At 71.0% G+C, this 25,880-nt stretch carries 19 protein-coding genes, 1 other RNA gene and 1 pseudogene; 7 read left to right on the top strand and 14 right to left on the bottom strand.

Translation table 11 applies throughout. The annotated features are described in order from the left end of the window. Positions 1-19 precede the first annotated feature (19 nt). The gene (gene pgfA, locus ABD817_RS33490) at positions 20-916 is read right to left on the bottom strand and encodes a cell envelope lipid trafficking protein PgfA (RefSeq protein ID WP_344922311.1); all 897 of its coding nucleotides are present in this window, start codon (positions 914-916) and stop codon (positions 20-22) included. Between the two features lie 129 nt (positions 917-1,045). On the opposite strand from pgfA (ABD817_RS33490), the pseudogene ABD817_RS33485 reads away from it, so the two are divergent. Next, positions 1,046-2,164, top strand: a pseudogene (locus ABD817_RS33485) (acyltransferase family protein); the annotation flags it as partial. Positions 2,165-2,219: 55 nt separating this feature from the next. Here ABD817_RS33485 and pgfA (ABD817_RS33480) read toward each other — a convergent pair. From pgfA (ABD817_RS33480) to ABD817_RS33445, 8 genes are all read right to left on the bottom strand, one after another. Continuing rightward, a complete protein-coding gene (gene pgfA / locus ABD817_RS33480) occupies positions 2,220-3,293 on the bottom strand; it encodes a cell envelope lipid trafficking protein PgfA (protein ID WP_344922310.1) in 1,074 nt (357 codons plus the stop codon). Then, positions 3,290-7,582 (bottom strand): alpha-(1->3)-arabinofuranosyltransferase domain-containing protein, encoded by a 4,293-nt coding sequence (locus ABD817_RS33475; RefSeq protein WP_344922308.1) that lies wholly within the window; start codon positions 7,580-7,582, stop codon positions 3,290-3,292. Before ABD817_RS33475 ends, pgfA (ABD817_RS33480) begins: the two co-directional genes overlap by 4 nt. Next, complete coding sequence (locus ABD817_RS33470) at positions 7,583-8,854, bottom strand: glycosyltransferase family 4 protein (protein ID WP_425583430.1); 1,272 nt, start codon at positions 8,852-8,854, stop codon at positions 7,583-7,585. 207 nt (positions 8,855-9,061) lie between these two features. After that, positions 9,062-9,193 carry a hypothetical protein gene (locus ABD817_RS33465; RefSeq protein WP_344922307.1) on the bottom strand — a complete coding sequence of 44 codons (132 nt, stop codon included), beginning with the start codon at positions 9,191-9,193 and terminating at the stop codon, positions 9,062-9,064. A 139-nt stretch (positions 9,194-9,332) separates the two neighbouring features. Beyond that, positions 9,333-10,868: an MmpA family trehalose lipid delivery protein gene (locus ABD817_RS33460; RefSeq protein ID WP_344922306.1), complete on the bottom strand. Its 1,536-nt coding sequence runs from the start codon at positions 10,866-10,868 to the stop codon at positions 9,333-9,335. Positions 10,869-11,076: 208 nt separating this feature from the next. Further along, positions 11,077-11,841 (bottom strand): FkbM family methyltransferase, encoded by a 765-nt coding sequence (locus ABD817_RS33455; protein WP_344922305.1) that lies wholly within the window; start codon positions 11,839-11,841, stop codon positions 11,077-11,079. Between the two features lie 90 nt (positions 11,842-11,931). Further along, on the bottom strand, positions 11,932-14,157 hold the full coding sequence (locus ABD817_RS33450) for an acyl-CoA dehydrogenase family protein (RefSeq protein WP_344922304.1): 2,226 nt from the start codon (positions 14,155-14,157) through the stop codon (positions 11,932-11,934). Between the two features lie 154 nt (positions 14,158-14,311). Next, positions 14,312-15,451: a hypothetical protein gene (locus tag ABD817_RS33445; protein ID WP_344922303.1), complete on the bottom strand. Its 1,140-nt coding sequence runs from the start codon at positions 15,449-15,451 to the stop codon at positions 14,312-14,314. A gap of 551 nt (positions 15,452-16,002) precedes the next feature. On the opposite strand from ABD817_RS33445, the gene ABD817_RS33440 reads away from it, so the two are divergent. Continuing rightward, complete coding sequence (locus tag ABD817_RS33440) at positions 16,003-17,109, top strand: S1C family serine protease (protein ID WP_344922302.1); 1,107 nt, start codon at positions 16,003-16,005, stop codon at positions 17,107-17,109. Between the two features lie 249 nt (positions 17,110-17,358). Here the strand turns inward: ABD817_RS33440 and ABD817_RS33435 are convergent, their stop codons facing one another. Next, a complete protein-coding gene (locus ABD817_RS33435; protein WP_344922301.1) occupies positions 17,359-18,429 on the bottom strand; it encodes a polysaccharide deacetylase family protein in 1,071 nt (356 codons plus the stop codon). Between the two features lie 334 nt (positions 18,430-18,763). On the opposite strand from ABD817_RS33435, the gene ABD817_RS33430 reads away from it, so the two are divergent. Further along, positions 18,764-19,597: an MIP/aquaporin family protein gene (locus tag ABD817_RS33430; RefSeq protein ID WP_344922300.1), complete on the top strand. Its 834-nt coding sequence runs from the start codon at positions 18,764-18,766 to the stop codon at positions 19,595-19,597. Between the two features lie 87 nt (positions 19,598-19,684). Beyond that, positions 19,685-21,202 (top strand): glycerol kinase GlpK, encoded by a 1,518-nt coding sequence (gene glpK / locus ABD817_RS33425; RefSeq protein ID WP_344922299.1) that lies wholly within the window; start codon positions 19,685-19,687, stop codon positions 21,200-21,202. Between the two features lie 301 nt (positions 21,203-21,503). Here glpK and ABD817_RS33420 read toward each other — a convergent pair whose 3' ends face one another. The 3 genes from ABD817_RS33420 to ABD817_RS33410 form a co-directional block, all read right to left on the bottom strand. Beyond that, on the bottom strand, positions 21,504-21,914 hold the full coding sequence (locus tag ABD817_RS33420; RefSeq protein ID WP_344922298.1) for a hypothetical protein: 411 nt from the start codon (positions 21,912-21,914) through the stop codon (positions 21,504-21,506). 274 nt (positions 21,915-22,188) lie between these two features. Beyond that, complete coding sequence (locus ABD817_RS33415) at positions 22,189-22,557, bottom strand: roadblock/LC7 domain-containing protein (RefSeq protein ID WP_344922297.1); 369 nt, start codon at positions 22,555-22,557, stop codon at positions 22,189-22,191. A 156-nt stretch (positions 22,558-22,713) separates the two neighbouring features. After that, positions 22,714-23,628 carry a hypothetical protein gene (locus ABD817_RS33410; protein ID WP_344922295.1) on the bottom strand — a complete coding sequence of 305 codons (915 nt, stop codon included), beginning with the start codon at positions 23,626-23,628 and terminating at the stop codon, positions 22,714-22,716. A gap of 462 nt (positions 23,629-24,090) precedes the next feature. Between ABD817_RS33410 and ABD817_RS33405 the strand changes: the two genes are divergently transcribed. The 3 genes from ABD817_RS33405 (at position 24,091) to ABD817_RS33395 (ending at position 25,141) form a co-directional block, all read left to right on the top strand. After that, the gene (locus ABD817_RS33405) at positions 24,091-24,456 is read left to right on the top strand and encodes a hypothetical protein (protein ID WP_344922294.1); all 366 of its coding nucleotides are present in this window, start codon (positions 24,091-24,093) and stop codon (positions 24,454-24,456) included. Between the two features lie 113 nt (positions 24,457-24,569). Next, positions 24,570-24,770 (top strand): Arc family DNA-binding protein, encoded by a 201-nt coding sequence (locus ABD817_RS33400; RefSeq protein WP_329090606.1) that lies wholly within the window; start codon positions 24,570-24,572, stop codon positions 24,768-24,770. Beyond that, positions 24,767-25,141: a type II toxin-antitoxin system death-on-curing family toxin gene (locus tag ABD817_RS33395; RefSeq protein ID WP_344922293.1), complete on the top strand. Its 375-nt coding sequence runs from the start codon at positions 24,767-24,769 to the stop codon at positions 25,139-25,141. The genes ABD817_RS33400 and ABD817_RS33395 overlap by 4 nt, the downstream gene beginning before the upstream one ends. A 114-nt stretch (positions 25,142-25,255) precedes the next feature. Here the strand turns inward: ABD817_RS33395 and ssrA are convergent. After that, positions 25,256-25,640, bottom strand: a transfer-messenger RNA (tmRNA) gene (ssrA, locus tag ABD817_RS33390). Between the last annotated feature and the right edge of the window lie 240 nt (positions 25,641-25,880).

Here is a 25,880-nt window from a genome sequence, read left to right as displayed (position 1 = left end):
CGATGTCCCGTCGAGAACGTCAGTTGTACGCGCGGCGCCTCATGAGCACGAAGCCGGTGATGACCAGGGCCAGCCCGAGCAGCAGGAGCACCAGCGGGATCGTGGTCCTGAGCATCGTGATGGTGCTCCTGCCGTCGATCGCGTTCTTGACCAGCTCGTCCTCGGTCTCCTGGGTCATCTTCGCGGTGGCGACGAAGGCCAGCGAGCGCTCGACCCCGTCCTCGGTCTTGAGCACCTCGTGGCGCTGCTGCTCCTGCCGCACCGGCGAGCCGGTGGCCGGTTCGATCCAGAAGGTGTTGACGGCGTCGTAGACGCGGTCCACCTGCACGTCACCGGAGTCGTCCATGCCGAGGACGGAGGCCGGGGCGGTGATGGTGTCGGTCTTGGTCGGCGGGACGGTCTGCTCGAACCGGTAGACCGACAGCCCTCCGACCTGCTCCTCACCGGCGAACCTGGCGTCGAACGCCTTGCCGGTGACCGCGTTGAACACGCTGTACGTCTTCTTCTCGACGTCGAAGGGCCACTTGTAGATCTGCCCCTGGAGCCGCACGGGGTCCTTGTCGACGTTGACGTCACAGCAGTTGACGCCCTCGCCGGTGTACTTGTCGAACGCGCTGCGGCGCTCGGTGAACGAGATGAGGGGGTTCTGGTTGGTGACGTCGTTGACGACCATGGCCTCCTCCCAGACGACCCGGTCGCCCTCGGCCGCTGCGACGTCGCCCCTGGTCGTGACGGTGATGTCGAGGTCGCCCGTCATCACCTTCAGGTCCCCGGGACTGAAGTACTGGGCGCCGACGGCCTCCAGCTTGCTGATGCCGTACTGGTCGGCGGGGGCGGCGATGAGGCCGGACGCGACCTGGAACCGCACGAGCGGCGCGAGAACGATGAGGAACGCCCCGATTCCGATCAGTGTCAAACCGACGACGCGACGCATCGCTCCTCCAGGGGCTGTCCGCTGCGCAGGGGTGCCGATCGCGCTATAACAAGTTCCATTTCGCGATATGTTAGTGGCGGCGATGACCTACGTCACGAGGGATGCCAAAAAGTGACCGAAGCAGGCTCTCCACCGGCCTACCGGCCGGTAACCCCCTCGGACGTGCGAGACCTTCCCGCGGTCGACGGTCGTCTGGACGCGCTGGACGGGGTCCGGGCGGTCGCCTCCTTCTGCGTGCTCTTCTATCATGTCGCGGCCCAGACGGGCGTGTCCCTGCGGGAGGGGTTCGTCGGCGGCCTGATCGCCCGCGGCGACATCGGGGTGCCGATCTTCTTCCTCCTGTCGGGGCTGCTGCTCTACCGCCCCTGGGCCCGGCAGGTCATCGAGGGCACGTCCGCTCCCGGGACGACGGGCTATCTGTGGAGACGCGCCCTGCGCATCCTGCCCGCGTACTGGCTCGTCGTGGTCGTGGCCATGGTGCTGTGGGCACCGGGCGCGGCGGGCGACCCGCTGAAATGGCTCCCGTTGCTGCTGCTCGGGCAGAACTACGTCACCACCCCCTGGTGGGAGGGGGCGAGCCCGGTGGGGCTCGGGCAGATGTGGAGCCTGTCGGTGGAGATGTCCTTCTACATCGCCCTGCCGGTGATCGCCGTGCTGCTGCGAGCCGTCGCGGGACGGGGCGCGTCACCGTCCGCGCGTGCCGTGCGGCTCCTGTTCTGCCTCGGAGCGCTGGCCTCGACCTCGTTCGCCTGGACGATTTTCACGCACGTGCCGGACCACCGGCCCGAGCTGGGGCTGTGGCTGCCCCGGCTGCTCGTCTACTTCTGCGCGGGCATGGCCCTGGCGGTCGTCTCGCTCTGGGCCCGCGCCGAACCCGACCCCGAGGCGCCGGTGCGGCGCCTGACGCGCGGGATCCGCGAGTCGTGGTTCACCTGCTGGGTCATCGCCGCCTTCGTCCTCGCCATCGCCGCCACCCCGATCGCCGGGGGGCGCCTCTTCGAGCTGCAGGACCTGTGGACGGACGTCTTCGAGATCGTCCTCTACACCGCCTTCGTCCTCGCCTTCCTGTCCCCCGTCGCCCTGCTCACCTCCGGCCCCTCGCCGCTGCGCTCGCTGCTCGGCAACCGCGTGATGCGCTATCTCGGCCGGATCTCCTACGGCGTCTTCCTGTGGCAGTTCGTGGTGATCGTGGCCTGGTACGAGCTGACCGGGCAGGCCGCCTTCACCGGCGACCTGGTGACCACGCTGGTGGTGTGCACCGCGCTCACCGTCGCGATCGCCGACCTCACGCATCGGCTGGTCGAGGGTCCCGCCCAGCGGCTGTACCGGCTGCTTCCCCAGGGCCGGAACCGGGACCGGGATCAGAGTCAGGACCGGGATCAGGGTCAGGGGCAGGGTCAAGGTCAGGACCGGGAACGGGATCAGGAGCGGGATCGGGCCCGTCAGGTCTGAGCTGCCGGCGCAGGCCCAGCAGCAGGGCGGCCAGCCCCGGCAGGGCCAGGCTGAGCGGCACCACCACCCCGACGACGAGCGACCACGAGCGGAAGTGCCCGGCCTCTCCGGCGTTCCACCGCTCGTCGCCCGAGGACGTACGCAGGTCGGCGGAGAAGAGCACCAGCCTGCCCCGGCCGTCGGCCGTGCGCAGGGTCTTGGTGAGGTTCTCCCTGACCCCGATCACCATGCCGCTCGCGGGTTCCACCCAGAAGGTGCGGGTGCCGTCCAGATAGGCGACGGCCGGTACCTCCTCCGGCCGGTCCAGGCCGAGCACGGTGCCCGGCAGGTTCATCGCGGGTTGCTGGAGACGCTCGTTGACCAGGCGCTGCGCGTAGCGGTGGACCCGCACGCCGTACAGGGTCTCGATGGCCTCGAACCTGGCGGTCACCGCGCGCCGGGCCAGCGGGTCGTAGACCGGGTAGGAGATCGGCCGCGCGTCCAGCGGCCAGCGGAAGACCAGCCCTCGGGGCCGGGGCCGGGGATCGATGTCGTTGTAGCCGTCGCAGCAGTCGACCGCCTGCCCGGTGCGGCGGTCGAAGGCGGCCCGCCGCTCGTGGTAGTCGATCCGGCCGCCCGTACGCGTCTGGACCGACACGAACTCGGTCCAGACGGCGACGTCCGCCGTCGACCTGACCAGGTCGCCGTACCGGGCGACGGCCACGTCGATCGGCACCCCCCGCCTGGTACGCAGTGCCGCGGTGTCGAAGTAGGTGCCGGACTCGGAGCTCATCCTGGTGACCCGGTCCTGTTCGGCGGGCAGGAGCATGGCGCCGGGATAGACATGGAGACGGACCAGTGCCGCGAGCGTGACGAGAAACGCTCCCACCGCGATCGCGACGACACCGTGCAGCCGACGGTCGATCATGGCTTCCCCTCGGGCTGGAGGGGCCGGGGAACCGTCGGCGCGGGCAGCCACGACCGGGGAAGGGGCCGGGTGCCGATCGCGGCGAACAGCAGGCCGAGCACGGCCAGGCAGAGATACTGCGCCACGGTCTGCCCGGTGTCGCCGCCGTACCCCAGCGCGGCCCCGGCCGCCCCCAGGACGGCCACCACCGGCGACGGCGACGTCAACACCCTGCCCGCCCGGTACGGCAGGCCGCCCGCGCTGTGCTCCGCGGTCGCGACCTCCCGCAGCCAGAGGGCCAGGGCGGCGACCACCCCGACGAGCAGCGCGCCGGGCCAGCCCTGGACCCAGAAGCCGAGCAGCGGGGCGAGGGGCCAGAGCCAGGCGGCGCGCACCCGCGCGGGCGCCGCCTCGGGAAGAAACCGCCCGAGACGGGGACTCTCAGGACGGGGACTCTCGGCGCGGAAACGGAAGCGGGGGCGGGAACCCGGACCGGAACGGGAACGGAGCAGCGCGAGTGCGGCGACCAGTGCGACGAGGATCCCCCCGGCGACGAGCGAGGCCCGGTACAGCCCGTCCGGCTCGTAGGTGATCACCACGACTCCGGTGGACGGCGGGAGCGACCACGCCTGGCGCCACCCGTCCAGCCGTGCGGGTTGGAGGGGGCGTCCGTCGATCGAGGCCCGCCACCCCCGGTTGTGGTTCTCGTTGACCACCAGGTAGGAGGGCTCGGTCGTACTGACCCTGACCACGCGCCGCGAGGCGTCCCAGCTCTCGACCTCGGCCGGTCGCATGACGACCTCACCGGCCTCCCCGCTCTGCCCGGTGCGGGTACCGGTCCCCCGGGTACGCCCGGCGTCCGTGACGACCAGCGAGTCCACCCGGTAGCCCTGCGAGGAGGAGGCGGTGAACCGCGCGACGCCCTCTCCCAGGGGGAGCGACGCGCAGCCCCGGTAGCCGAGCGGGCGGCCGTTCAGCAGGTCGGCGTAGGTCCCCGAAATGATCTCGGTGGCCACGGCGGTGCCGTTCACCCTCAGGGTCGGGCCGTAGCCGCAGGGGAGGCGCAGCGGCCGGTCGGGGTAGGAGGGCAGCGGCTTCACACCGGGGATGGAGACGTCGACCACCTCGGTCCTCCACGCGCCGAGCACGCCGAAGGCCAGCGTGATCCGGCTCGCCCTGAGCGGCTTGAAGTCGATCCAGCCGTCGGCGGAGGCCCACGCGTACCGGGTCCCGCCGTCGGTGGTGATCGTCACCCGCACGGGCGGCGCGCCGGTGCGGACGTCGGGGAAGTCGACGCGCAGGCGCGAGAGCTCGACGGTCCTGCCCAGGTCGGCGGTGAGGGACGGGGCGAGGTCGTCGCCGTGCGCGTACCAGATCGTGCTCCGGTCACCGTCGAACGCCGCCCAGGGGCCGGTCGCGGGGATGTCGCTCTTCGTGGAGGACGCGGTGACCTTCGGGTAGAGGTCCGGGGGCGTCAGCAGGCCGACCGCCGAATTCCCGTCGGTCAGTGCCGTCCGGCCGCTGATCACGCGCCTGCCGGGATTCTCCAGCAGGACCGTGCGGTCGAAGCCGTAGCCGTCCTCACCCACGATGCCCAGCTCCTCGGCGCAGGTCCACGCGTAGGAGCCGCGCATGCAGCCGGAGGCCCGGTCGGTACGGCTCGTCACGACCGTGGGTCCGCCCCTGTCCGGCACGACCGGCCCCGCCCCCCTCGGCGCCGCGCTCAGCGCCGTGCCCGACGCTGTGGGCACCGTGGGTACGAGCAGCGAGCGGCCGGGCTGGAGGCCGGGGATCGACAGGTCCAGGATCCCGACCTTGTTGCTCCGCTCCGTCGCCACCCCGGAGATCCGCACGCGCAACCTGGAGGTCTTGCCCGGCCTGACGTTGAGCTCCTGCCAGAAGGCCGCCGGGTCCACCCGGGTGCGTACCGCGCCCGCGTCCGTCTCCACCGACACCTCGGAGACCAGCGCGGTCTCGTCGGAGCGGTCGAAGGCCGCCCGCAGCGAGGGGACGGCCGTGGGCTCGGTGAACCGCACCTCCAGCCACTCCTCGGCCGGGGGCCGCCACCCCGTGGACCGCCACCCGGTGCGCACGTCACCGTCCAGGGCGGCGTACGGCTGCCGTCCGGGGTCCCGGACGTTCCACGGGGCGCCCAGCCGGGAGTCCGAGGAGGAGGCGGTCACGCGGTCGGCGCCGCTCAGGACGGCGACGGTCTTCGGTTCCTCCCACGCGGGGTCGGTGAGGTCGCTGACCGGCCTCTCCGTCTCGAAGGGCTCGTCGGCGGGAAGCGTCTCGGTCAGCGACCTGCGCAGGTCGCTGACGCCCAGCTCCCGTCTGCGCATGGTGTCGGTGAGTACGGTGTCGGCGGCGGGCACGTTCTCCGCCCCGGGGTCGTCCCCCAGGATGACGGGCCTGTCGTCGTCGAGCACGCCCTCCTCCGCCATCGTGAGCAGCGCCTCGGGTCCGCCGGACACCCGCAGCGGGCGCCGCGCGCTCACCGTGCCGACCGGCGGTCTCGCGTCCGTCACCTCGTAGATCTCCAGGGCGGTGTACGGCTGGTCCAGCCAGCCGGACCCGGTTCCCGACTCCGTGAAGCCGACCGGCGGGCCGTACCCGCTCACCCGGACGATGCCGGGAGAGCTCTCCAGCGCCTGGTGCACCCGGGCGGGCCAGGCGCCGCCGAAGGAGACGCGGTCCAGGTCGTTGCGGATCACGAGATAGCGGACGCCGACGCGGCGCAGGGTCCGGGCGAGCCCGGCGGAGCCCTGGCCGTTGGCGAAGCGGTCGTCGATCGCGTCGACGAGACGTGAGGAGCCCGCCGTCCCCCAGGGCACGATGGTGTTGCTCACCCACCGGGCCTTCCTCAGCAGCGGCTGGAACGGTTCGTCGATGGGCCGTCCCCAGGTGTACTCACCCCTGCGCGACCCCGGCAGGATCAGCACCGTCCCCTGGTCGGCCCGCTGGTCCAGCCAGGCCGCCGCCTCCCGCCAGTAGCCGGGAACGTCGGGGAAGGCCCCGCTCGGGGCGATGCCCGCGCTCGCGACCGGGACGAGGGTGAGCCCGATCAGCCCGGCGCACGTCGCGGCGACGGGGATCCTGACCGCCGCGCGGCGGGCTCCCACGTAGGACACGAGCGCCGCGAGGCCGAGAACGAGCGGCAGCCTGACGAGGGCGTTGAACTTGTGGAGGTTGCGGAACGGTGAGAGCGGCCCGTCGAGCAGCGCCCGCGTCGGCTCGGCCAGCGGCCCGGCGTACCCCATGACGAGGACGGCCACGCCGACGAGTGCCGTGGTGACGAGGAAGAGACGTTCGGGGGTGGCGGGGAGCGTGAGCCCGGCGAGCCCGAGTCCCGCGACCAGCGCGGTCACCAGGACCAGCCAGGGCACGGTCGCGTGCTCGTAGGCCGCGGGAAGGTACGGCCGTCCGTCCACGGGCAGGAAGGCCACCCAGTTGTTCACGCCGCGCAGCGCGTTGGTCAGGGAACCGACCAGCGTGGTCGTCCGCGCGTTCTCGGTGAAGGGCAGGAACGAGAAGACGTACCTGCCCAGCAGCACCAGCGGAGCGAGCCACCAGAACGACACCGCGGCGATCGCGGCGAGCCACCAGGCGATCAGCCGCCGCTTGCGCGGGCCGCGCGCCCGGGTCAACAGGTAGATCATCGGTACGACGAGCACGGCCAGTTCGGCGGCGGCGTTGATGCCACCGGCGAGCAGGAACACCAGCGCCGACAGGCAGGCGGCCCGGCGCGGGCTCGTCTCCCCCCGCGCGCCCCTGACGAGGAAGAGCAGCACCCAGGGCAGGACGGCGCTGGGGGCGAACTCCACGGAGTTGAACCCCATGAGCGCCTGCGCGTGCGGGGCGAGCGCGTAGGTGAGACCGGCCAGCACCCCGGCGAGCTGCCCGCCGATCCGCAGCGCCCTCGCCACCTGGGCGACGCCGACGAAGGCCACGCACAGGATCAGCGTCACCCAGAGCCGCTGCACCACCCACGGGGGCATGCCCGCGTTGATCAGCAGGGTGTAGAAGGGGCCCATCGGGAAGATGTAGCCGTACGCCTGGTTCTGCAGGTGTCCCAGGTAGTCCTGGTCCCACATGTTCAGCGCCTGGGAGAGGAAGCCGATCGGGTTGATCGGCATGTCCAGCTTCGTCTCGGCGATGAGCTTGCCCGGCGCCATGTTGAAGGCGACGGCGGCGAGGAGGAGACATCCGGCGAGCAGCCTGAGCCGGAGGCGCAGCCCGGTGTCGGAGGCTCCGAACTCGGAGGGAGGTGCGGCCAGGCGGTTGATCCACGCCTCGGAGGTCGCGGTCACTTATGGCGGATCGGTCTCACCCGCGGCGAGACAGAGATCGGATACATGGAGGTGACGACCGTTTTTAGAGAGCTCTGTGGTGATTAGTCCGGTCATCGTAGCGCCCGTTCTCCCCCAGGTGAACTCGGCGGCCCAGAGCCTGCACGCCTGCTGGATCTCCTCGCGCCTGGCCGGGTCCGACAGTTCCCGCAACGCGCGGTCCACCACGTCGGCCAGCGCCTCCCCCTCCCTGACCAGCCAGCCCGTGACGCCGTCGCGCACCGAGTCGCGCAGTCCCGCGACGTCGAAGGCGACGGTCGGGACGCCGAGGGCGGCGGCCTCGATCACCGTCAGCCCCCAGCCCTCGAACTCCGAGGCGGTGACGTTGACCCGCGCCGCCCCCAGGATCGCGTTCTTGGCGGCCTCGGGCAGGAAGCCGTGCAGGTGGACCCGGTCCTCAAGGCCGCGACGGGCGGCGTGGGCGGCGAGCCGCTCCTGCTCGCCGCCGCGCCCGATGACGTGCACGTGGACGCCGGGCCAGGCCGCTTCGAGGTCTCCGGCGAGGTCCACCACCCGCTCGACGCGTTTGTGGCCCACGAGCCTGCCGAGGTAGACCACCGCGGGGTCTCCCGCCACGTCCTCGCCGCTCGCGACCAGGCGTGCCGCGGGGCTGCCGTTCGGGACGACCTGGATCGGCGCGAGCCAGCCGAGCCGCTCGCGCAGCTCGTTCCTGGAGGACTCCGAGACCGTGACGGTCGGGCGGCGCCGGTAGACGAGCCGGGCGACCGGCCCCTCGATGAAGCAGCCGATCCGGGCCAGCCAGCGCGGGAAGAAGGCGTAGAACTGGCGGTCGTGCACGTGGTGCACCAGGGAGATGACGACCGTACGCCGTCTCACGACCAGGGGGGCGAAGAAGGGGATGCCGTTCATGCAGTCGATGACGACGTCGAAGCGCCTGCGCCGCAGCAGCATCCAGAGCGGGACCAGCAGATAGACCAGGAACGGGTTACCCATCCGCCGCAGCGCGATGCCGTCGCGCGCCTCGGCCGGGGACTGCCCGGCCTCCCTCGACGTGACGAAGGTGACCGACGCCCCCTGCCCCACCAGGTGGCGGCTGACCTGCCAGGCGTACTCCTCGGCGCCTCCGGCCACCGACTGCAGCGGCTCGCGGAAGTTCAGGACGGCGACGCGCACCCCGCGCATGGACGGCCGCTGCCGCGCCGTCGCGGCCACCAGGCCGGCGGGGGACGGGCCCGACGCCCGGCGGGTCGCCCTGGCGCCCTGTCCGGCCACGACCACTCCTATCTCCGTTCTCCGTACGCCATCTCGCTGCGCGACGCGTCCCCGGGTGAACGTCCCTGTGCGGCATGCGAGAACGGCCGCGCCAGGGGGTTTTCGCGCACGCGGCCGCCGGGTCCCGTCCTGCCGATGTGGGATCTTCCCGCGCCGGGGGCCCGGATGCTCAGGTGGGCGCCGGGACCGGCCTGCGGCCCCCGCGCGTCACCTGGTGCCGTAGTTGTAGAGCGGCCTGTTGGGCGGCTCGGGGGTCGGCGACGCGACGTTCACGACGGCCACCGAGGCACCGACCGCCAGTATTGCCCCTATCGCCAGGGCGGCAATCACTCGCAACACCCGAGCTCTCCCTCCACAGTGTGGTCATGCGGTGTGCCCGACAGTAGAACCAGATACAGGTCCTCGCCAGTCAATCGGTAAAAATGTGATAAATAACGTTACCAGCTGGTAAATCACGAAATAGCCACACCTCCCGGGATCAGAGGCGGAAGAGAAGCAGGTCCTGACCAGCGAAGACCAGCCGTGCGCCAGGAAGTCTGGAACGGAACAAGTTCTCGTTCGATCTCTGGATCAGCACGTGGCTGATCCCCTCCTCGGCCAGCGGCCCGGTCAGCGGGCCCGTCCCCGCGAGGACCGCGCCGACCCTGCGCGCCAGCGGATCCTCGGTGGCGAGGGTGAGCGTGCGGCCGTCTCCCAGCCCGACCGACAGGCCGTCGTTCCAGACGACCCTGCGCTGGAAGAGCTTGACCGCCGGGTCGAGCACCACCCGGCCCCCGTTCCAGCCGAACGCCCGGTACGCCCCCCACGGCAGCGTCAGCAGCGCCCCCGGCGCGGGATCCGCGTCCACGATCCTCTGCACCCCGGGCCAGTCAGGGGGGTACTCGGCCGCGACCAGCCTGCCGAACGCCCCCATCGCGAAGGTGGGCAGCACCAGCAGGGGCAGCACGAGCATGCCGGGGCGGATCGCCGGGGACAGGCGCGCGGTCACCTCGGCCAGGCCGACCGCCTGCAGCAGGGCGAAGGGAGCGAGGTAGAGCTGCCCGTCGCGAAGCGGCCCGAAGCCGGGCCACAGCCCGACCAGCGCCTCCACCACCCCCGGCAGGAAGGCCCCGGCGCACGCCACCACCAGCCCCGCCACCGAGGCGACCGCCAGCCCGCCCCAGTACGCGGGCCGCCCGCCGCCGTCCCGCTCCCTCGCGAGCAGGGCGTACCCGCTCACCGCCGCCACGGCCACCGCCAGCCGGACCAGGGCCGACCACCAGGTCTCCTGTCCGGGTACGGTGGCCCCGGAGTTCCACACACCGCCGAGGGTGAGCAGGCTGCCGAGGGTGCCCAGCGGCCCGTCCGCCCGTGGCGCGAAGGCCCGGACCCCGGCGGGGTCGGTGACGGCGGCGCTGCCCAGCGCCGGGACCAGCCACGGCAGGCTCAGTACGGCGACGGCGAGCAGGGCTCGCGGGGCACGGCGGCCCGCCACGGGCACGACCGCCATCGCCGAGACGAGCATCGCCTGGAAACCCCCGACCGCCGCGGGGAGCAATGCCAGGACCGTCCTCCAGACCCCCGCCCGGGTGACCGCGCGCACCGCCCACGGCAGGCCCGCGTACCCGAGCAGCAGCGCCCACTGGCCGAGCAGCAGCCGCTGGGCGAGGTAGACGTTCCAGGCGTAGAACGCCGCGGCGACCAGCCGGGCGGCCCGGCGCTCCCCCGGCACCAGGGCGGCGGCGCCCGTCGCGGCGAGCACGAAGATCCCCAGCAGGATCGCCTTCTGCACGATCTGCCCGGGAAGGACCGACGAGAGCAGGGCCACCACGAGGTCACTCGGCACGGCGCGGGGGAAGCCGCCGCTCTCCGGCGGGAACGCCGGGATCGGCGGGTCCGGCACGAACACCATGTCGTAGCGGAGCGCGAAACCGGGACCGAGCGCGGGCCAGAGCGCGAGCACCCCGAGGACCAGTCCCACCAGGGCCGGAGCCAGGCGCGCGGCCCACGGCCGGGCGCGGTCGAGGCGGCTCACGTCGGCCACCCCGCGGCCGGACGCGGAACGGGAACGGGCCGCGCGGCCAGGCGCGGGGCGAAAGCGGCCAAGCTCGGAACGGGAGCGGCCGAGTGGGAGGCGGAAGCGGCCAAGCTCGGAACGGGAGCGGCCGAGTGGGAGGCGGAAGCGGCCAGGCGCGGGGCGGGAGCGCGAAGGGCGCGCTCTACGACGCCGCGAAGGGGGCGCACTACGAGGCGGCGGGGCGGAACAGCACCATGTTCACGTACTCACCGCCGGGCCGAAGGAGACGGGAGATGAAGCTCCGCTCCACCTCGCCGACCGCGGCCTCCTGGTGGGCGGCCAGGTCGAAGCCGTCCAGCGGGACCCAGGCGCCGCCGGTGAGGACCGAGCCGGTGTAGCCCCACTCCGCGAGCTGGTCGACGACAAGGCCGATGTCCTGGTGCCGGGTCTCCAGCTCGACCAGCAGGACGGGCCGGTCCCGGTGGACGGTCCGCGCGGCGCCACGCAGGGCGGCGAGCTCGTGGCCCTCCACGTCGACCTTGATGAACCGGACGTCCTTCAGGTCCAGCTCGTCGATGGTGACGGTCGGGACGTCCACCGGCGTCCCCTCCCCGTGGACGAGCGAGGCCGTGGCCTCCGCTCCCCGCCCGCCGCCGGGTATCCACAGCCGCGCCGTGCCGGAGCTGTCCGAGGCGCCGGCCGCGACCACCCGGACGTCGGGGAAGGTCCGCCCGAGCATGGCGGCCAGGCGGGGGTTGGCCTCGATCGAGACGACGTCGCAATCGAGCCTCCGCAGCCTCGCGGTCCACGGCCCGTACCAGACGCCCACGTCGACGGCGGTGCCGCCGCGCGGCACGAACTCCCCGGCACGGGCCAGCTCGGCGTCCAGCCGGGGGTAGACCCGGCGGATCACGGCGCCGAACCAGCGCAGCGGGATCGCACCGGCGACGGCGCTCCGGACGACCACACCTGGCCGGAACCGCATCGACATGCGCGAAGCCTAACCGAAGCGTCAAAACCCACCCCGTACCGGACGTGACGGGTCCCGGCGGACGGGATCACGGAGACGACGGCGGGCGGGTCACTTCCCCGGCTCGGGGTCGCGCGGCAGGCCGAGCATGCGCTCGGCGATGATGTTGAGCTGCACCTCCGTGGTGCCACCGTAGATCGTCATGGCCCGGGTGGAGAGCACGGCGCGGTTCCAGTAGCCGGCGTCGCCGAGTTTCATGTCGGCGGCGATGACGGCCGAGGAACCGAGCAGCGAAACCGCGCACTCCGAGACGTGCTGGGCGTGCGAGGTGGACAGGAGCTTGCGGACCGAGGCGTCGGCGCCGGGCTCCTGGCCGGTCAGCTGCTTCAGGGTCACCCGCAGTCCGAGCGCGGCGATCGAGTGGCCCTCGCAGACGACGCGTGCCAGCTCCTGGCGTTCGGCGGGGGTCAGCTCCCTGCCGAGGCGCCCGGCCAGGCCGAGCAGGTCGGGGACGGACGAGCCGGTGCCGCCGGAACCCGACGAGAGCGAGACCCGCTCGTTGGACAGCGTGTTCCTGGCGACCTTCCAGCCCTGGCCCACCTCGCCGACGACGAGCTCGTCCGGGATGAACACGTCGTCGAGGAAGACCTCGTTGAACAGGTTCTCCCCGGTCATCTCGGTGAGCGGCCTGACCGTGACGCCGGGCCCCTTCATGTCGACGAGAAAGTACGTGATGCCCTCGTGCTTGGAGCCCTCGGAGGAGTTGCGGGCGATGCAGATGCCCCATTCGGCGAAGTGCGCCACGGAGGTCCAGATCTTCTGGCCGTTGAGCCGCCAGCCGCCCTCGACCCTCTCGGCCCTCATCTGCACGTTCGCCAGGTCGGAACCCGCGCCGGGCTCGGAGAAGAGCTGGCACCAGATCATCTCGCCGCTCAGCGTGGGCGGCAGGAAGCGCTCCTGCTGCTCGGGGGTGCCGTACGTGGCGATCGACGGCACCACCCAGGCGCCGATGATCATCTGGGGCAGCCTGACCTTGGCGGCCTTGAGCTCCTGGAGGATGAGGACCTGCTCCAGCGGCTTGGCGTCGCGGCCCCAGGGCCTGGCCAGGTGCGGCATGACGTATCCGGCGCCCGCCAGCGCCCGCTTCTGCTCCTGGCCCTCCAGCGCGGCGAACCCGGCGATCTCGGCCCGGATGCCCTCGCGCAGCTCGGCGGCCTCCTCGGGCAGCTCGATCTCCATCTCCCGGCTCACGCCGTTCAGCGCCAGCTCCGCGACCGACTCGGCCCACTCTCCCGAGGAGCCGAGCAGGGCGCGCAGGGTGAGCGCGCGGCGGTAGTACAGGTGGACGTCGTGCTCGTAGGTGTAGCCGATGCCGCCGAAGATCTGGATGGCGTCCTTGGCGCAGAGCACGGCCGCGTCGGGGGCGACCACACCAGCGATCGCGGCGGCGTAGGCCGGTTCGTCGGTCGCGCCCTCGGTGGCCTCGGTGGCCTCGGTGGCGCGGGCGGCGTCCCACACGGTCGCGCGGGCCTGCTCCAGGGCGACGAGCATCCGGGCGGCCTTGTGCTTCACGCCCTGGAACTGCCCGATCGGGCGGCCGAACTGCACGCGGACCTTGGCGTACCCGGCGGCGGCGGTCACGCACCACGACGCGACGCCCGCGGCCTCCGCGCCGAGCAGGATCGCGGCCAGGTTGAGGACCCCGGGACCCCGCAGCCCGTCGAGGACCCGCCCCGCCGGTACGGTGACCGCGTCCAGCTCGACCCTGGCCACCCCCCGGGTGAGGTCGAGCGACCTGACCGGGGTCACGGTCGCCGTGGCGGCGTCCACCGCGACCCACTCCTCACCGCGGTCGGTGTTCACCGGGAGCACCAGGACGTCGGCCAACGCGCCGCCCAGGACGAACTCGGCGGCGCCGCCGATCGTCAGGGTGCCGTCCTCGCCCCGGCTGCCGGTGATCGAGGCGCCCAGCGCGACCGCGCCGGTCAGCGTGCCGTCGGCGAGGCCGGGCAGGAGCTCGGCGTGGGCCTTGCCGTCGGAGGCGAGGATCACGGCACCGGCGAGCACCGTGGGAACGTACGGACCGGGGGCGACGCGCTCGCCGAGGGCCTCGACGGCGACGACGGTCTCCAGCAGGCTGTAGCCGCTGCCGCCGTACTCCTCGGGGATGTGCAGGCCGAGCAGGCCCTGGTCGGCCAGCCCCGCCCAGAAGCCGGGACGCTCCTCACCTGCCGCCGCGACGGTGGAGCGCACGACCTCGGACGGGATGTTGCGCTCCGCCCACCCGGTCACCGACTCCCGGAGCGCCTCGTGCTCCTCGCTCAACCCGATCGCCATGCCAGCCTCCAGACAGGATTCACTGCCAGAACCATATTCTAGAAGGTACTTCCATCACAACGCGCGAGCCTATCCCCGGGTACGGCGCCTCACGCCGTGAACACGGTCGGGAAACACGGTCAGGAGATCTCGTCTCCGGAAAGCGGGGAGAACCTCAGAGGGCGCGGACGCTCGCCATCAGCGGAGCGATGTCGGCCCAGAGCCGCTTGCGCGTGTCGGGCACGGTCACGAAGAGCACGGAGGGCTTGCGGCGGCCGACGTCGATCACGGCGAGCGCCGCCTGCGAGGTGTGCCGCTCGCCCTTGATCTCGTAGGTGACCCGGTAGCCGAGCGTCCACCCCTTGCCTCCGGCGGGCCGCTGCGAGGCGGTCCAGGCGACCTTGCCGCCCGCGGGGTGGTGGTTGCGGATCGTCCACCTCACCGCGTTCAGCGCCGCCCTGCGGTAGTCGGCGTCGCTCTTGAGGGCCTTGGCCGGGGTGGCGCCGGGAAGCGGCCCCGAGGCGATGACCGTGCGCGGCAGCCGCGCCGCGCCGACCTGCTGGCCGACGGAGAAGGACGGCACGGCCTTGGTCGCCCACGGCGCGCCCAGGCTGACGTAGGTCAGCGCGGACCTCGTGTCGGTCACCGCGCCCAGCACCGTACTCGGCCTGCCCGGCAGGACCTGCAGGGCGGTCGCGCCCGGCAGGGCGGGCAACGTGATCGGCGAGACGGTCGGCGAGGGCTTCGCGGTGGGCAGCACGGCCCGGCCGACCCCGGCCGGATCCCCGGGCTCGTCACCGGAGAACAGCACGAAGATCAGGGCCACGACGACACCGGTGAGGACGGCGGCCCCCAGGCTGTAGGCGACCCGGATCGGGATGTCGCCGATCCGCATCAGCAGGCCGCCGGACCTCTTCGCCCCGCCCTTCGCCCCCGGGCCGCCCTGCGCGCCGGACTGGTCCTGGGCGCCGGGGTCCGCGAACACGCCGGGCCGCTGCGCCGCGCCGGGCCATCCGGCCGCCGCGCCCTGCCCACCCCCCTGCCCGTCGTCCGAGCCCGCCGGAGACCACGCGCCCGGCCGGCCGGGCGTCCCGGTCCGGTCGGGGCGCCAGGGACCCGCGGAACCGCCCACCTGCCTGACCGGGATCGTCCCGAGCCCGCCCGACTCGCGTACCTGCTCGGCGTCCGCTCCCTGCTCGTCCCGCCGGTCGCCGGACGTCGTGCCGGGCGAGGACTGCGGGCGGGGGAACGATCCAGGGGGCCTGGAGACCAGAGCGGTCTCCTCGCCGTCACCGATGGGGAACCTCCGGGGCACCCGGGGGCTGATAATCGAACCGTCTTCGGCGGGTATGGCTGGTATGGGAGCCGTGGGCGCCTCATATGAGGGGATGTATCTCTCGTGAGAGCGCCCGGAGGAGTTGCCGCCGACGTCCGCCATAAGCGTCAGGTTATGTCACCCCGGAAAGATTCGACGCATCGCCGTTTATTACGCTTCGGCCACGAGGTGCACATCAGCCCAGGTGACCGTCTTTCCCTTTCCATGAACAGAATGTCGTTCTATACGGTCGCGCCATAAGGGCCACGAAGGGCCCCCACGAGATTGCGGCGACCGACCCCGGACACGCCGCCGACCGCGCGGCGTCCCATGACCGACCGGCGCACACCCAACATGACCGGTCTTCAGGGTCTGCCAGACCCCACCCCGCGGCCTTGACCCCTGACCTTAGTCGACACTGCGCGTCTCGGATGGCACGGCCTCACGCACTCCGGATGATCTAGCACCGCGACCGGATGCCGCTGGCAAGCTCAGTCGCAGTAATCATCGCAAGACGTATCTTCCTCTCTGAGCTGGGCAAATACCCTTGTATGGGGGTATCAAAGACAGGCGCCGCGCTACTGGCGGCTGCCGTCATGACGCTCGCGGGCTGCGGTCAGGGCCTGGAACTGCAAACGTCCGGGGCACTCGGCCCACCCCGCGCCCCCACCCCCGGCGCGTCGGCGAGCATCTCCGCCGGAGCCTCTCCGACGAACCCCCTCACCCCGGACACCCTGGAGGCCGCGTACGAACAAACCATCGCCAAGGTGCTGCCGTCCATCGTGCAGATCACCACGGGGGACGGCCTCGGCTCGGGGATCGTGTACGACACCTCCGGGCACATCATCACCAACGCCCACGTGGTCGGGGGTTCCAAGCGCTTCGAAGTCACGCTCGCCAACGGCGGCACCCCGCGTACGGCGAGGCTGGTCAACTCGTTCGAGCTGGGCGACCTGGCCGTGATCAAGGTGGACGACCCGACCGGGCTGAAACCCGCCGTCTTCGGCGACTCCGCCAGGTTGCGGGTCGGCGAGATCGTGATGGCGATGGGAAACCCGCTGGGCCTGTCGGGCAGCGTCACCGAGGGGATCATCTCGGCGCTGGGCCGCACGATCACCGAGCCCGTGGGCGAGAACTCGCCGGGTGCGACGATCAGCGGAGCCATCCAGACCTCCGCGCCCATCAACCCGGGTAACAGCGGCGGCGCCCTGGTCAACCTCAGGGGCGAGGTCGTCGGCGTGCCGACCCTGACCGCCGTCAACCCCGAACTCGGCAACGCCCAGGCCCCGGGCATCGGCTTCGCGATCCCGGCCAACATCGTCAAGGACGTCGCCACGCAGATCATCAGGGACGGCCGGGTCACCAACACCCGCAGGGCCGCGCTCGGCGTCGTCGTACGGACCGTGATCGACATGAACGGGCAGCCCGCGGGCATCAGCGTCGTACGGGTGCAGAGGAACAGCGGCGCGGAGAGGGCCGGGCTTGAGGCCGGAGACCTGATCGTCTCGGTCAACGGCACCCCCACACCGTCGACCCAGGAGCTGTCCACGGTCCTCGCGCAGCTCAAGCCCGGCGAGGACGCGAAGGTGGAGATCCTGCGCCCCGACGGCTCGACGACCACCGTGGTCGTTCCCCTCGAAGAGCTCCCCGGCGGCTGATCCCGGCGAACGGCCGATCCCGGCGACCTGACGACCTGGCGACCCGGCTCTCTGCTCTTGGCTCTCGGTGACCCGGTCGTCCGGTGACTTGGCCGTCCTGGCGACCCTCCGTCAAACCCCACGGAGCAGCCCTACGAAGCAGCCTTGATCCGTCTTCGGTGCCCGGCTCGGTGACCCCGCGGGGAGCCGCGGGGTCACCGTGGCCGCCCGGTTGGGGCGGCCGGGACGGTCAGTGCCGGTCAGTGCCGGTCAGTACGGCAGGACGCGGTCGGTGAAGGACTTGGCCACGAAGGGCGCCTTGAACTTGGGGAAGGCGACCGTCTTCACGTCGCCGTCGGAGGTGTAGCGCTCGTCGGCGTTCGCCTTCAGCCAGTCGAGCCAGGCCACCGAGCAGAACTTGACGCAGTCGCCCTTCTTGTCCATCGAGCGGATGCGCGGGATGCCGAGCGGGTCGAACTTCTTGTTGAACGGCGACATGGCCGGGGTGTACCCGGCGAGGAACACGCCGCCGTAGTCGTAGGAGACGTCGCCGGAGGAACCCTTGAGACCCCACTCCTTGCCGTCCGGCTGGTTGCCGTACGGCAGCGCCAGCGTGACCGGCGGCAGCTTGATCAGGCCGGTGATGAGCCGGTGGCCCGCCGCCACCTCGGCGTTGACCGCCTTCTTCGGCTTGCCGCCCAGGCTGAGGTGGTCGCGGGTGTGGTTGCCGATGTCGTAGCCCTTGTCGGTGAGCCAGAGGAGCATCTGCGCGCCCTCTTCGGGCGTCGCCTTGCCGAACATGTCTCGCGTGACGTAGAACGTTCCAACGCCGCGGAAGCCCGGGTAGGTCTTGGCGACGTCCTGGAGGATCGCGACGGCGGTGTTCGGCTTGGGCAGCCCCATCCCGTCCAGCTCGAACTGCGAGGGCGAGGAGTCGTCGAAGGTGAGGACGACGGGGTGCTTGCCCGCCGGGATGTCCATGCGCCCGGTGACGTACTCGGCGGCGGTGACCGCGACGTAGTCCTCCTTGGCCAGTCTCTCCAGCTCGGTACGGAACTGCTTGGGGGTGCGGTCGTCCTGGGTGGAGGGCTTGTCGACCACCCGGTGGTACATGAGGACGGGCACCTGCCCGAGCTCGTTCGCCTTGACCTTGGCCGCGGCCGCCGTCTTGGCCTTGAGGAGGTTGGCCTGCGAGGCGGCGGCGGCCGACGCCTTCGCCGAGGCCGCGATCTTGGCTTTCTGCGCGTCGCCCTCGTCCGACCCCGTCGATCCGCATCCGGCCAGTACGGCTCCTGTCGCGACGACGGCCACACCGGCCCTGCCCATTCTGAGACAGCCCATCGAATTCCTCCAAGCGCACTGACGATACGCTTCTCATCCCCCTCTGACCTGCGGGTTGACCTCCGCACCCGGCAAAGGTTCGCGCCGGAGCGGCTCTTGGCGGCACCTTGTGGCCCCGATGAGAAAGGGGTTTCCTCGCGTGGGAACGCCGGGCGGTGACGGGGTTCTCACCCGGCGGAGACGTCGCAAGTAATGACGTCGGATCATATTTCGGTGACGTTACCGATGACTTAGATTGTTGACCATAATTCAATAATTCCGTCACGTTACCGTTGACTGCCCTGAAATTCGCGCTTACCGTCCGGGCATCCGAGCGGCATCGTGAGGGGGCAAGATGGCGGAGCGCCTGAAGAACCGGGGGCTTGTCGGGGAGCTGGCGGCCGAGTTCGCGGGCACCATGATCCTTATCCTGTTCGGGGTCGCGGTGGTGGCCCAGGTCGTGGCGGCCGAGATCGGCGACCACGACAGCATCGCGTGGGCGTGGGGGCTCGGGGTGACCCTGGGCGTGTACGTCGCGGCACGCACCAGCGGGGCCCACCTCAACCCCGCCGTCAGCGTCGCGCTCGCCGCCTTCAAGGGCTTCTCCTGGCGCAAGGTCCTGCCGTACTCCCTGGCGCAGACCGCGGGCGCGTTCGTGGCGGCGCTCATCGTCCGTTTCAACTACAGCGAGGTGCTGCAGAAGGCCGATCCCGGGCTCACCATCAAGACCCAGGGCGTCTTCTCCACCCTGCCCGGCAACGGGAGCCTGCCCATCGGCACCTGGGGCGCCTTCCGCGACCAGGTGATCGGCACCGCGATCCTGCTCCTGCTCATCCTCGCCGTCTCCGACGTGCGCAACTCGGCGCCGATGGCGAACCTGGCCCCCTTCGTGGTCGGCCTGGTCGTCGTGGCCATCGGCATGGCCTGGGGCACCAACGCCGGGTACGCCATCAACCCCGCCCGCGACTTCGGGCCGCGGCTTGCCTCGTACCTCACCGGGTACGAGACCGCCTGGCAGGATCAGTACGGCCAGCTCTACTTCTGGGTGCCGATCGTGGCACCGGTGATCGGGGGCCTGATCGGGGCGTTCCTGTACCAGATCCTGATCGCCAGGTTCCTTCCCCCCGAGGACGCCGCGCCCGAGGTGGGGCGGGTCCCGCCGTCCGAGGAGAGGACCGACACCGCCTGAACGGAAGCGGGACGACGACCGCGGCCGGGAACCGTCACGGGGAGAGCGGCAGATCTCCCGGAGAGTCTCACAGAGGAGGCACCATCCATGCCTGACTTCGTCGGAGCGATCGACCAGGGAACGACGAGCACCCGTTTCATGATCTTCGATCATGGCGGTAACGAGATAGGCCGCCACCAGCTCGAACACGAGCAGATCCTGCCGAGGGCCGGATGGGTCGAGCACAACCCCACGGAGATCTGGGAGCGTACGAGGGCGGTGATCGAGACCGCGATGAACAGAGCCGGTCTCGCCGCCTCCGACCTGGCCGCGCTCGGCGTCACCAACCAGCGCGAGACCGCGGTGGTCTGGAACCGGAGGACCGGACGCCCGTACCACAACGCGATCGTCTGGCAGGACACCCGCACCGACCGGATCGCCTCCGCCCTGGACCGCGACGGCAGGGGCGACGTCATCCGCCGCAGGGCGGGCCTGCCCCCGGCGACGTACTTCTCCGGCGGCAAGATCCAGTGGATCCTGGAGAACGTCGAGGGGGTGCGCGAGGCGGCCGAGGCGGGGGAGGCGATCTTCGGCAACACCGACACGTGGCTGCTGTGGAACCTGACCGGCGGCACCGACGGCGGCGCGCACGTCACCGACCCGACCAACGCCAGCCGCACGATGCTGATGGACCTGGAGACCCTCGACTGGGACGACGAGCTGCTGTCGTTCTTCGGCATCCCCCGCCGGATGCTGCCGTCCATCGCCCCCTCCTCCCACCCCGGCCTGTACGGCGTCACCCGGGCGACCGGCCCGCTGAAGGGAGAGGTCCCGCTCTCCGGCGACCTCGGCGACCAGCAGGCCGCCACCGTCGGGCAGGTCTGCTTCGGCGTCGGCGAGGCCAAGAACACCTACGGCACCGGCAACTTCCTGCTGCTCAACACCGGCACCGAGCTCGTACGGTCCCAGAACGGCCTGCTCACCACCGTCTGCTACCGCTTCGGCGAGGAGCCGCCGGTGTACGCGCTGGAGGGCTCCATCGCGGTGACGGGCTCCGCCGTGCAGTGGCTGCGCGACCAGCTCGGCATCATCTCCGGGGCGGCGCAGAGCGAGGCGCTCGCCCGGCAGGTCGAGGACAACGGCGGCGTCTACTTCGTGCCCGCCTTCTCCGGTCTCTTCGCCCCGTACTGGCGGTCCGACGCCCGGGGCGCCATCGTCGGCCTGTCGCGCTTCAACAACAACGCCCACCTCGCGCGGGCCACCCTGGAGTCCATCTGCTACCAGACCCGCGACGTGGTCGAGGCGATGCGCCAGGACTCCGGCGTCACCCTCGACGTCCTGCGCGTCGACGGCGGCGTCACCGCCAACGACCTGTGCATGCAGATCCAGTCCGACCTGCTCGGCGTGCCCGTCTCCCGGCCCGTCGTGGCCGAGACGACCGCCCTGGGGGCCGCGTACGCGGCGGGGCTGGCCGTCGGCTTCTGGAAGTCGACCGACGAGCTCAGGCAGAACTGGCAGGAGGGCCGCCGCTGGGAGCCCCAATGGTCGGACGAGCAGCGGGCCACCGGCTACGCGGGCTGGAAGAAGGCGGTCGAGCGCACCCTCGACTGGGTCGACGTGTCCTGAACGACCTGCCGGGGCGACGGCGGCTCCCGCTCCCTGCGGAGTAGATCACGTCACCTTGCGCGCGGGCCCGCGACAAGGATGGGAACCGTGTCGAACAGACCGTGACCCGCCCCTTCGATCCGAGGTGACCGGCCCGCGACCGTGACGTCCGGGCCCGCGTTGACCGGGCCCGGACCCCGGAAACCATCTCACCGACGGTCCCCGCACCACCACGGTTCGCGCCCTCACCGGGACCGAGTGCGGTCCCGGTGAGGGCGCGAACCGATCGCCGTCTCGGCCCGGTCACCGTTGACCGGTGTGCTCAGGGCTGTACCCAGGCGCTGTGGAAGTTCTGGTTGTTGGTAATGTCCTGCATCTTCACCTGGCACTGCCCCTGGTTGCCAACCGAGAAAACGAAACTTCTTCTCTGACCCGCCGAGATCGAGAAGGCGCCGTTGTCGGATCGCCGGAAACCGTTCTGGCACTGCAGGTGGAACCGCGCGGTCAGCGCGGAACCCGCTCTCTTGATGTAGGTCGCGTCGTAACCGGCGGGAGAGCCGGGAATGCCGGTGGCACACAGGTCGCCGTTCCCGATGTTGATACACCGTGTCGGGCCGAAAGCGGCTGTGCCGCTCGTGCCTGCCTGGGCCGCGGACACGGAGAAAGTGGTCAGCGGCACAGCGGCGCACACTACTGCGAGCGCAATGGTGCTGATTCGACGGCGTGTGATCATTCATTGATCCTTTCTCAGATGGGATATCGCGCCGCGCGTTTGTGGTTCGTCGTTCGCAGGCGCTGATTCCAGGATCGGAAACCATCGGAGAAATGTCTTTGATCGTTGGTGCCACGTGCTTGACTATGCGTGCCAGGCTACACAGGGCGGTCATGGAGAGGGACCGGACGGCCCGCCTGCCGTGAACCTGCCCGCCGCGACGTCCTGTGCCAAGCGGCAGGTACCGACGACCTACCACTTCCATCGCGGGTAAAGGTGGTGGATGGAGTCCCGGTCAGGCTCCGGCGAGCAGCACGCCCAGCCTCTCGACCGTGGGCCGGGACTCCACGTGCAACCGGGAGACGTCCAGCCCCTCGTCGGCGAGCACGACGAGCAGCGCCTCCTGGCGGACGGCGTAGACGACGATGTATCCGCTGCGGCAGCGGATCACCACCTCACGAAGCTCCCCCATGCCCACCTCGTAGCCCGTCCGCTTGCCCAGCCCCAGCGTGGCGGCGGCCAGGGCCGCCAGCACCTCGGGCCTCGCCCCCTCGCTGTCGGCCGCGACGAGCAGCCCGTCCACGGACGCGACGGCCGTCTCCAGTACGCCCACCACCCGATCGCGCAGGATCTTCAGCTCGGCGAGCACCGCTTGCCTGCTCATCACATACCTCCAGCGTGGAGACGACCCCGGCCTCGGGGCCCAGGGAGGGAACGCGACACGACGCCGCACGAAGGGACTCTCCCGGAAGCCCGAGCGGGGCCGGGGAGAGAAAGCGGGAAGGTGGCGGTCCGGGCCGCCGCGAGGGTGTCGAAGCCGTCAGTCACCGGCGGGGCCGATCTCTTCCGGCTCCCGTGGGGGCAGGGGCCGGGGGGCGAGGATGGGCCGGGATCGGATCAGTCCTCCCCCGATGGCGGCCAGCACCTCATTGATCTTGCTGGTGCCCGGGTGGCGGCGCGGCAGCCGGGCATCCGAGCTCTCGTCCTGATCCTCCGCCGTGGGCTCGGGAGCGGGGGTCTCCTCCCCCGCCGGGGGACCGCCGAGGTCGAGCACCCCCTCCTCGACCATTCTGGCGATCTCGCTCATCACCGCGAACAGGCCCTTGCCCAGGACGAAGGCGATGTCGCGCGGCGTCCGGCGCCCGTTCGCCCGCTCCAGGACGGCACGGCGGATGCGGTCGGAGCCGAGCGGCGTGGGAACGGGGACGGCCGGGGGCACGGGCCTGACCCGCATGGACAGGCCGAGCCGCCGCCAGGTCTCCACGTGTCCCATGCGGCGCGCGGTCTCCCTCGCCAGCCGCTCGCGCCCGATCCCGGGCAGGACGGGCAGCAGCGGCAGGCGGTCGCCGGGGCCCACCGTCTCCGCGGCACACGACTCGACGCCGTAGAGGACCATGGCGAACACCGCGTCGAAGAGCGCGGCCAGGCACACCGCCTCCAGGCTCGCCTCGCCGATGACGCCGCGCCCGGCGAGTTCGGCGGCGAGCCGGTCGGCGGGGGCACCGGTCGCGTACGCGTCGGTCCAGTCCTTCTCCGACACCCTGCCCGACCGCAGCAGCAGCGACTCCGGGCCGGGGGCGACCGGCGTCGTGGCGGCCACCACGAGGCCGTCCCTGAGCCACAGCGCCCCTCCCGGGCCGCCCTCGACGCGCAGCACACCGGAGAATCCCTCGGGCGAGAGCCTGACCAGGAGCTTTCCGATCTCGCCCAGGACCTCCGGCTCCGCGGTGGTCACACCGTCATCCCGTTCTGGGAGAGGGAGCGGTCCGTCGCTCCACGGGACGGCATCGGCTGGGTCACGGCCGACGACGACACAAGGTCACCTCTGGTTCTGCTCGCGGAGGGCGAGTCGTTCAGGTGCGGAATGCGGGTCGGCCCCCACCACCGGATGCCTTCCCGACTCTCCCGCGGGCGCCTGGACGGGAGACGACACGACCGCCGCCGCGCACCCCCGGACGCGGCACAACACCCCTGACTTCGTGAAGGGGACGGGCATGTCCCCGGCCACGAGGTAGGGCTCCGGATATCTTCCTGAATGAGCCGTTCATCCGCTACTACACCATATTGCACTTCACTAACGGTAGTAGTTAAGTGTACTTTACGTATCTGCAGCCACAAACTGCCTCATCTGCGTGTCCGATAGTCCCCTCCCCCGGCGAGACACCGGGACACGCCCGTTCGCCTGGGAAAGAAGCTCATGAACATCGAAACCGCCCTCAAGGAAAGCATGACGATCGACGGCGCGGTCGGCGCGGCACTGGTCGACTACGAAAGCGGCATGTGCCTCGGCACGATCGGGGGAGGACGCGAGCTCGACCTGGAGGTGGCGGCCGCGGGCAACACCGACGTCGTCCGGGCCAAGGTCCGGACCCTGGCCGCGCTGAACATCAACGACGCCGTCGAGGACATCCTCATCACGCTGGCCAGGCAGTATCACATCATCAGGCTCCTCTCCGACAGCGCCGGCCACACCTTCCTCTACCTGGTGCTCGACCGCGACCGCGCCAACCTGGCCCTGGCCCGGCACCACCTCAGGCGCATCGAGACCGAGCTCACCGTCTAGGCGTACGGAAACGACCAGGCACCACAGGGCCGACGCGAGGACGAGCCCGTCAGCATCCGCGCCACGAAGGGATGACACCGCTTTTTGGTACCGCAGTTAGGTACCATCTCGTCATGGACCTTCGCCTTCGTCTTCCCGACGAGACCCACCGGCGGCTGCGCGCCGTCGCCGACGAGAGTGACAACAGCCTCAACGCCGAAATCCTGCTCGCCATCGAGGAGCATCTGGAACGCAGGCAGACCAGCGCGGTGCGGGCCATCGCCCGCAAGGTCGCCAAGCGTGACGCCGAACTCCTGGACAGGCTCTCCAAATGACCGTCTACCTCACGAAGGCCGACGTTCTGGCCATCGCCGAGGAGATCCTGCCTTCGGTCGGCCTGCGAGACGGCGGCCAGTTGCACGCGGCGGTGCTCAGGCCGCAGACCAGCGTGTTCGGGGACGACGCCTACCCCGACCTGTGGACCAAAGCGGCCGCGCTGATGCAGAGCTTGATCATCGGCCATCCTCTGGCCGACGGGAACAAGCGGCTCGGCTGGACCTCGGCCGTCGTCTTCCTGGAGCTGAACGGCGAGACGCTGAGCGGCACCGACGCGGATGCCGCCGAGGCTCTCGTGATCGCCGTCACCACAGGAGAGCTGGACGACGTGACCGAGATCGCCAAGCGGCTCCGCGAGCTGGAGCCGTAGACCCAGTAGGTTCAAACGCGGCCGTCCGGCAACGCCGAAGGGCGGTCGGGTCGGCGGTGGCGCCGACCCGACCGCCCTTCGGCGATCTGCTCCGCACGGTTCGGTGCGAAGCGGGGGTGGAGGTGGCGGGAATCGAACCCGCGTCCTTCAACTCCAAGACAGGGCTTCTCCGGGTGGAGCCTGCTGTGCTTTTCTCAGCCCCGGCGATCACGCAGGCAAGTCGCCGACGGGCTCAGCCACTGTAAGATTTCCCGATCTTCCCCGTGGCCGGGTCGATCGGTTGAGCCTCCTAGCGATGCCGGCTCCGGGCCGGAGGCACTCCCGGGCCGGCAGAAGTCACTCGCTGCTTAGGCGGCGAGGGCCAGGTTGCCCTGGCTGACTTCGGAGTGCGTCTTATTGGCACTTGTTGGTCGCGGTCACAGTGTTAACGAGGTTATGTCCGCAGTCCTCGACCCGCTTCACCTGACTTGCAAAGCCAAAGTCGAAACCAGTCACCCCCTGTTGAGTTTTCAACGCGGCCCCGAAGGGCCGAGCTATCCGAAGATACCCGTTACAACGCGGCTAACGCGAATCGAATTCCCGCCCGGCGCGCCACCTCGGGCCGGGGAGAACCGGCCCCCGGGAACGCCGAAACCCCGGGGACACCCGCGAATCGCGAGCGCCCCCGGGGCCGACCGGCAGGGTCGAGCCGGTCCTGACGGCAGGGCTTCCCCCGAGATGAAGCCCTGATCTCATCACA

The organism is Streptosporangium oxazolinicum (assembly GCF_039537505.1).
GTDB classification, from domain to species: Bacteria; Actinomycetota; Actinomycetes; order Streptosporangiales; family Streptosporangiaceae; genus Streptosporangium; species Streptosporangium oxazolinicum.
Note: the sequence above shows the minus strand (reverse complement) of the source record. Positions and strands in the feature narration are given on the sequence as shown.

What these genes read in the sequence shown, in the direction of transcription:
- pgfA (WP_344922310.1), bottom strand. Translation starts at nt 3,293, where the DNA reads ATGATCGACCGTCGGCTGCACGGTGTCGTCGCGATCGCGGTGGGAGCG.
- ABD817_RS33455 (WP_344922305.1), bottom strand. Translation starts at nt 11,841, where the DNA reads ATGTCGATGCGGTTCCGGCCAGGTGTGGTCGTCCGGAGCGCCGTCGCC.
- ABD817_RS33450 (WP_344922304.1), bottom strand. Translation starts at nt 14,157, where the DNA reads ATGGCGATCGGGTTGAGCGAGGAGCACGAGGCGCTCCGGGAGTCGGTG.
- ABD817_RS33440 (WP_344922302.1), top strand. Translation starts at nt 16,003, where the DNA reads ATGGGGGTATCAAAGACAGGCGCCGCGCTACTGGCGGCTGCCGTCATG.
- ABD817_RS33435 (WP_344922301.1), bottom strand. Translation starts at nt 18,429, where the DNA reads ATGGGCTGTCTCAGAATGGGCAGGGCCGGTGTGGCCGTCGTCGCGACA.
- ABD817_RS33430 (WP_344922300.1), top strand. Translation starts at nt 18,764, where the DNA reads ATGGCGGAGCGCCTGAAGAACCGGGGGCTTGTCGGGGAGCTGGCGGCC.
- glpK (WP_344922299.1), top strand. Translation starts at nt 19,685, where the DNA reads ATGCCTGACTTCGTCGGAGCGATCGACCAGGGAACGACGAGCACCCGT.
- ABD817_RS33420 (WP_344922298.1), bottom strand. Translation starts at nt 21,914, where the DNA reads ATGATCACACGCCGTCGAATCAGCACCATTGCGCTCGCAGTAGTGTGC.
- ABD817_RS33415 (WP_344922297.1), bottom strand. Translation starts at nt 22,557, where the DNA reads ATGAGCAGGCAAGCGGTGCTCGCCGAGCTGAAGATCCTGCGCGATCGG.
- ABD817_RS33405 (WP_344922294.1), top strand. Translation starts at nt 24,091, where the DNA reads ATGAACATCGAAACCGCCCTCAAGGAAAGCATGACGATCGACGGCGCG.
- ABD817_RS33400 (WP_329090606.1), top strand. Translation starts at nt 24,570, where the DNA reads ATGGACCTTCGCCTTCGTCTTCCCGACGAGACCCACCGGCGGCTGCGC.
- ABD817_RS33395 (WP_344922293.1), top strand. Translation starts at nt 24,767, where the DNA reads ATGACCGTCTACCTCACGAAGGCCGACGTTCTGGCCATCGCCGAGGAG.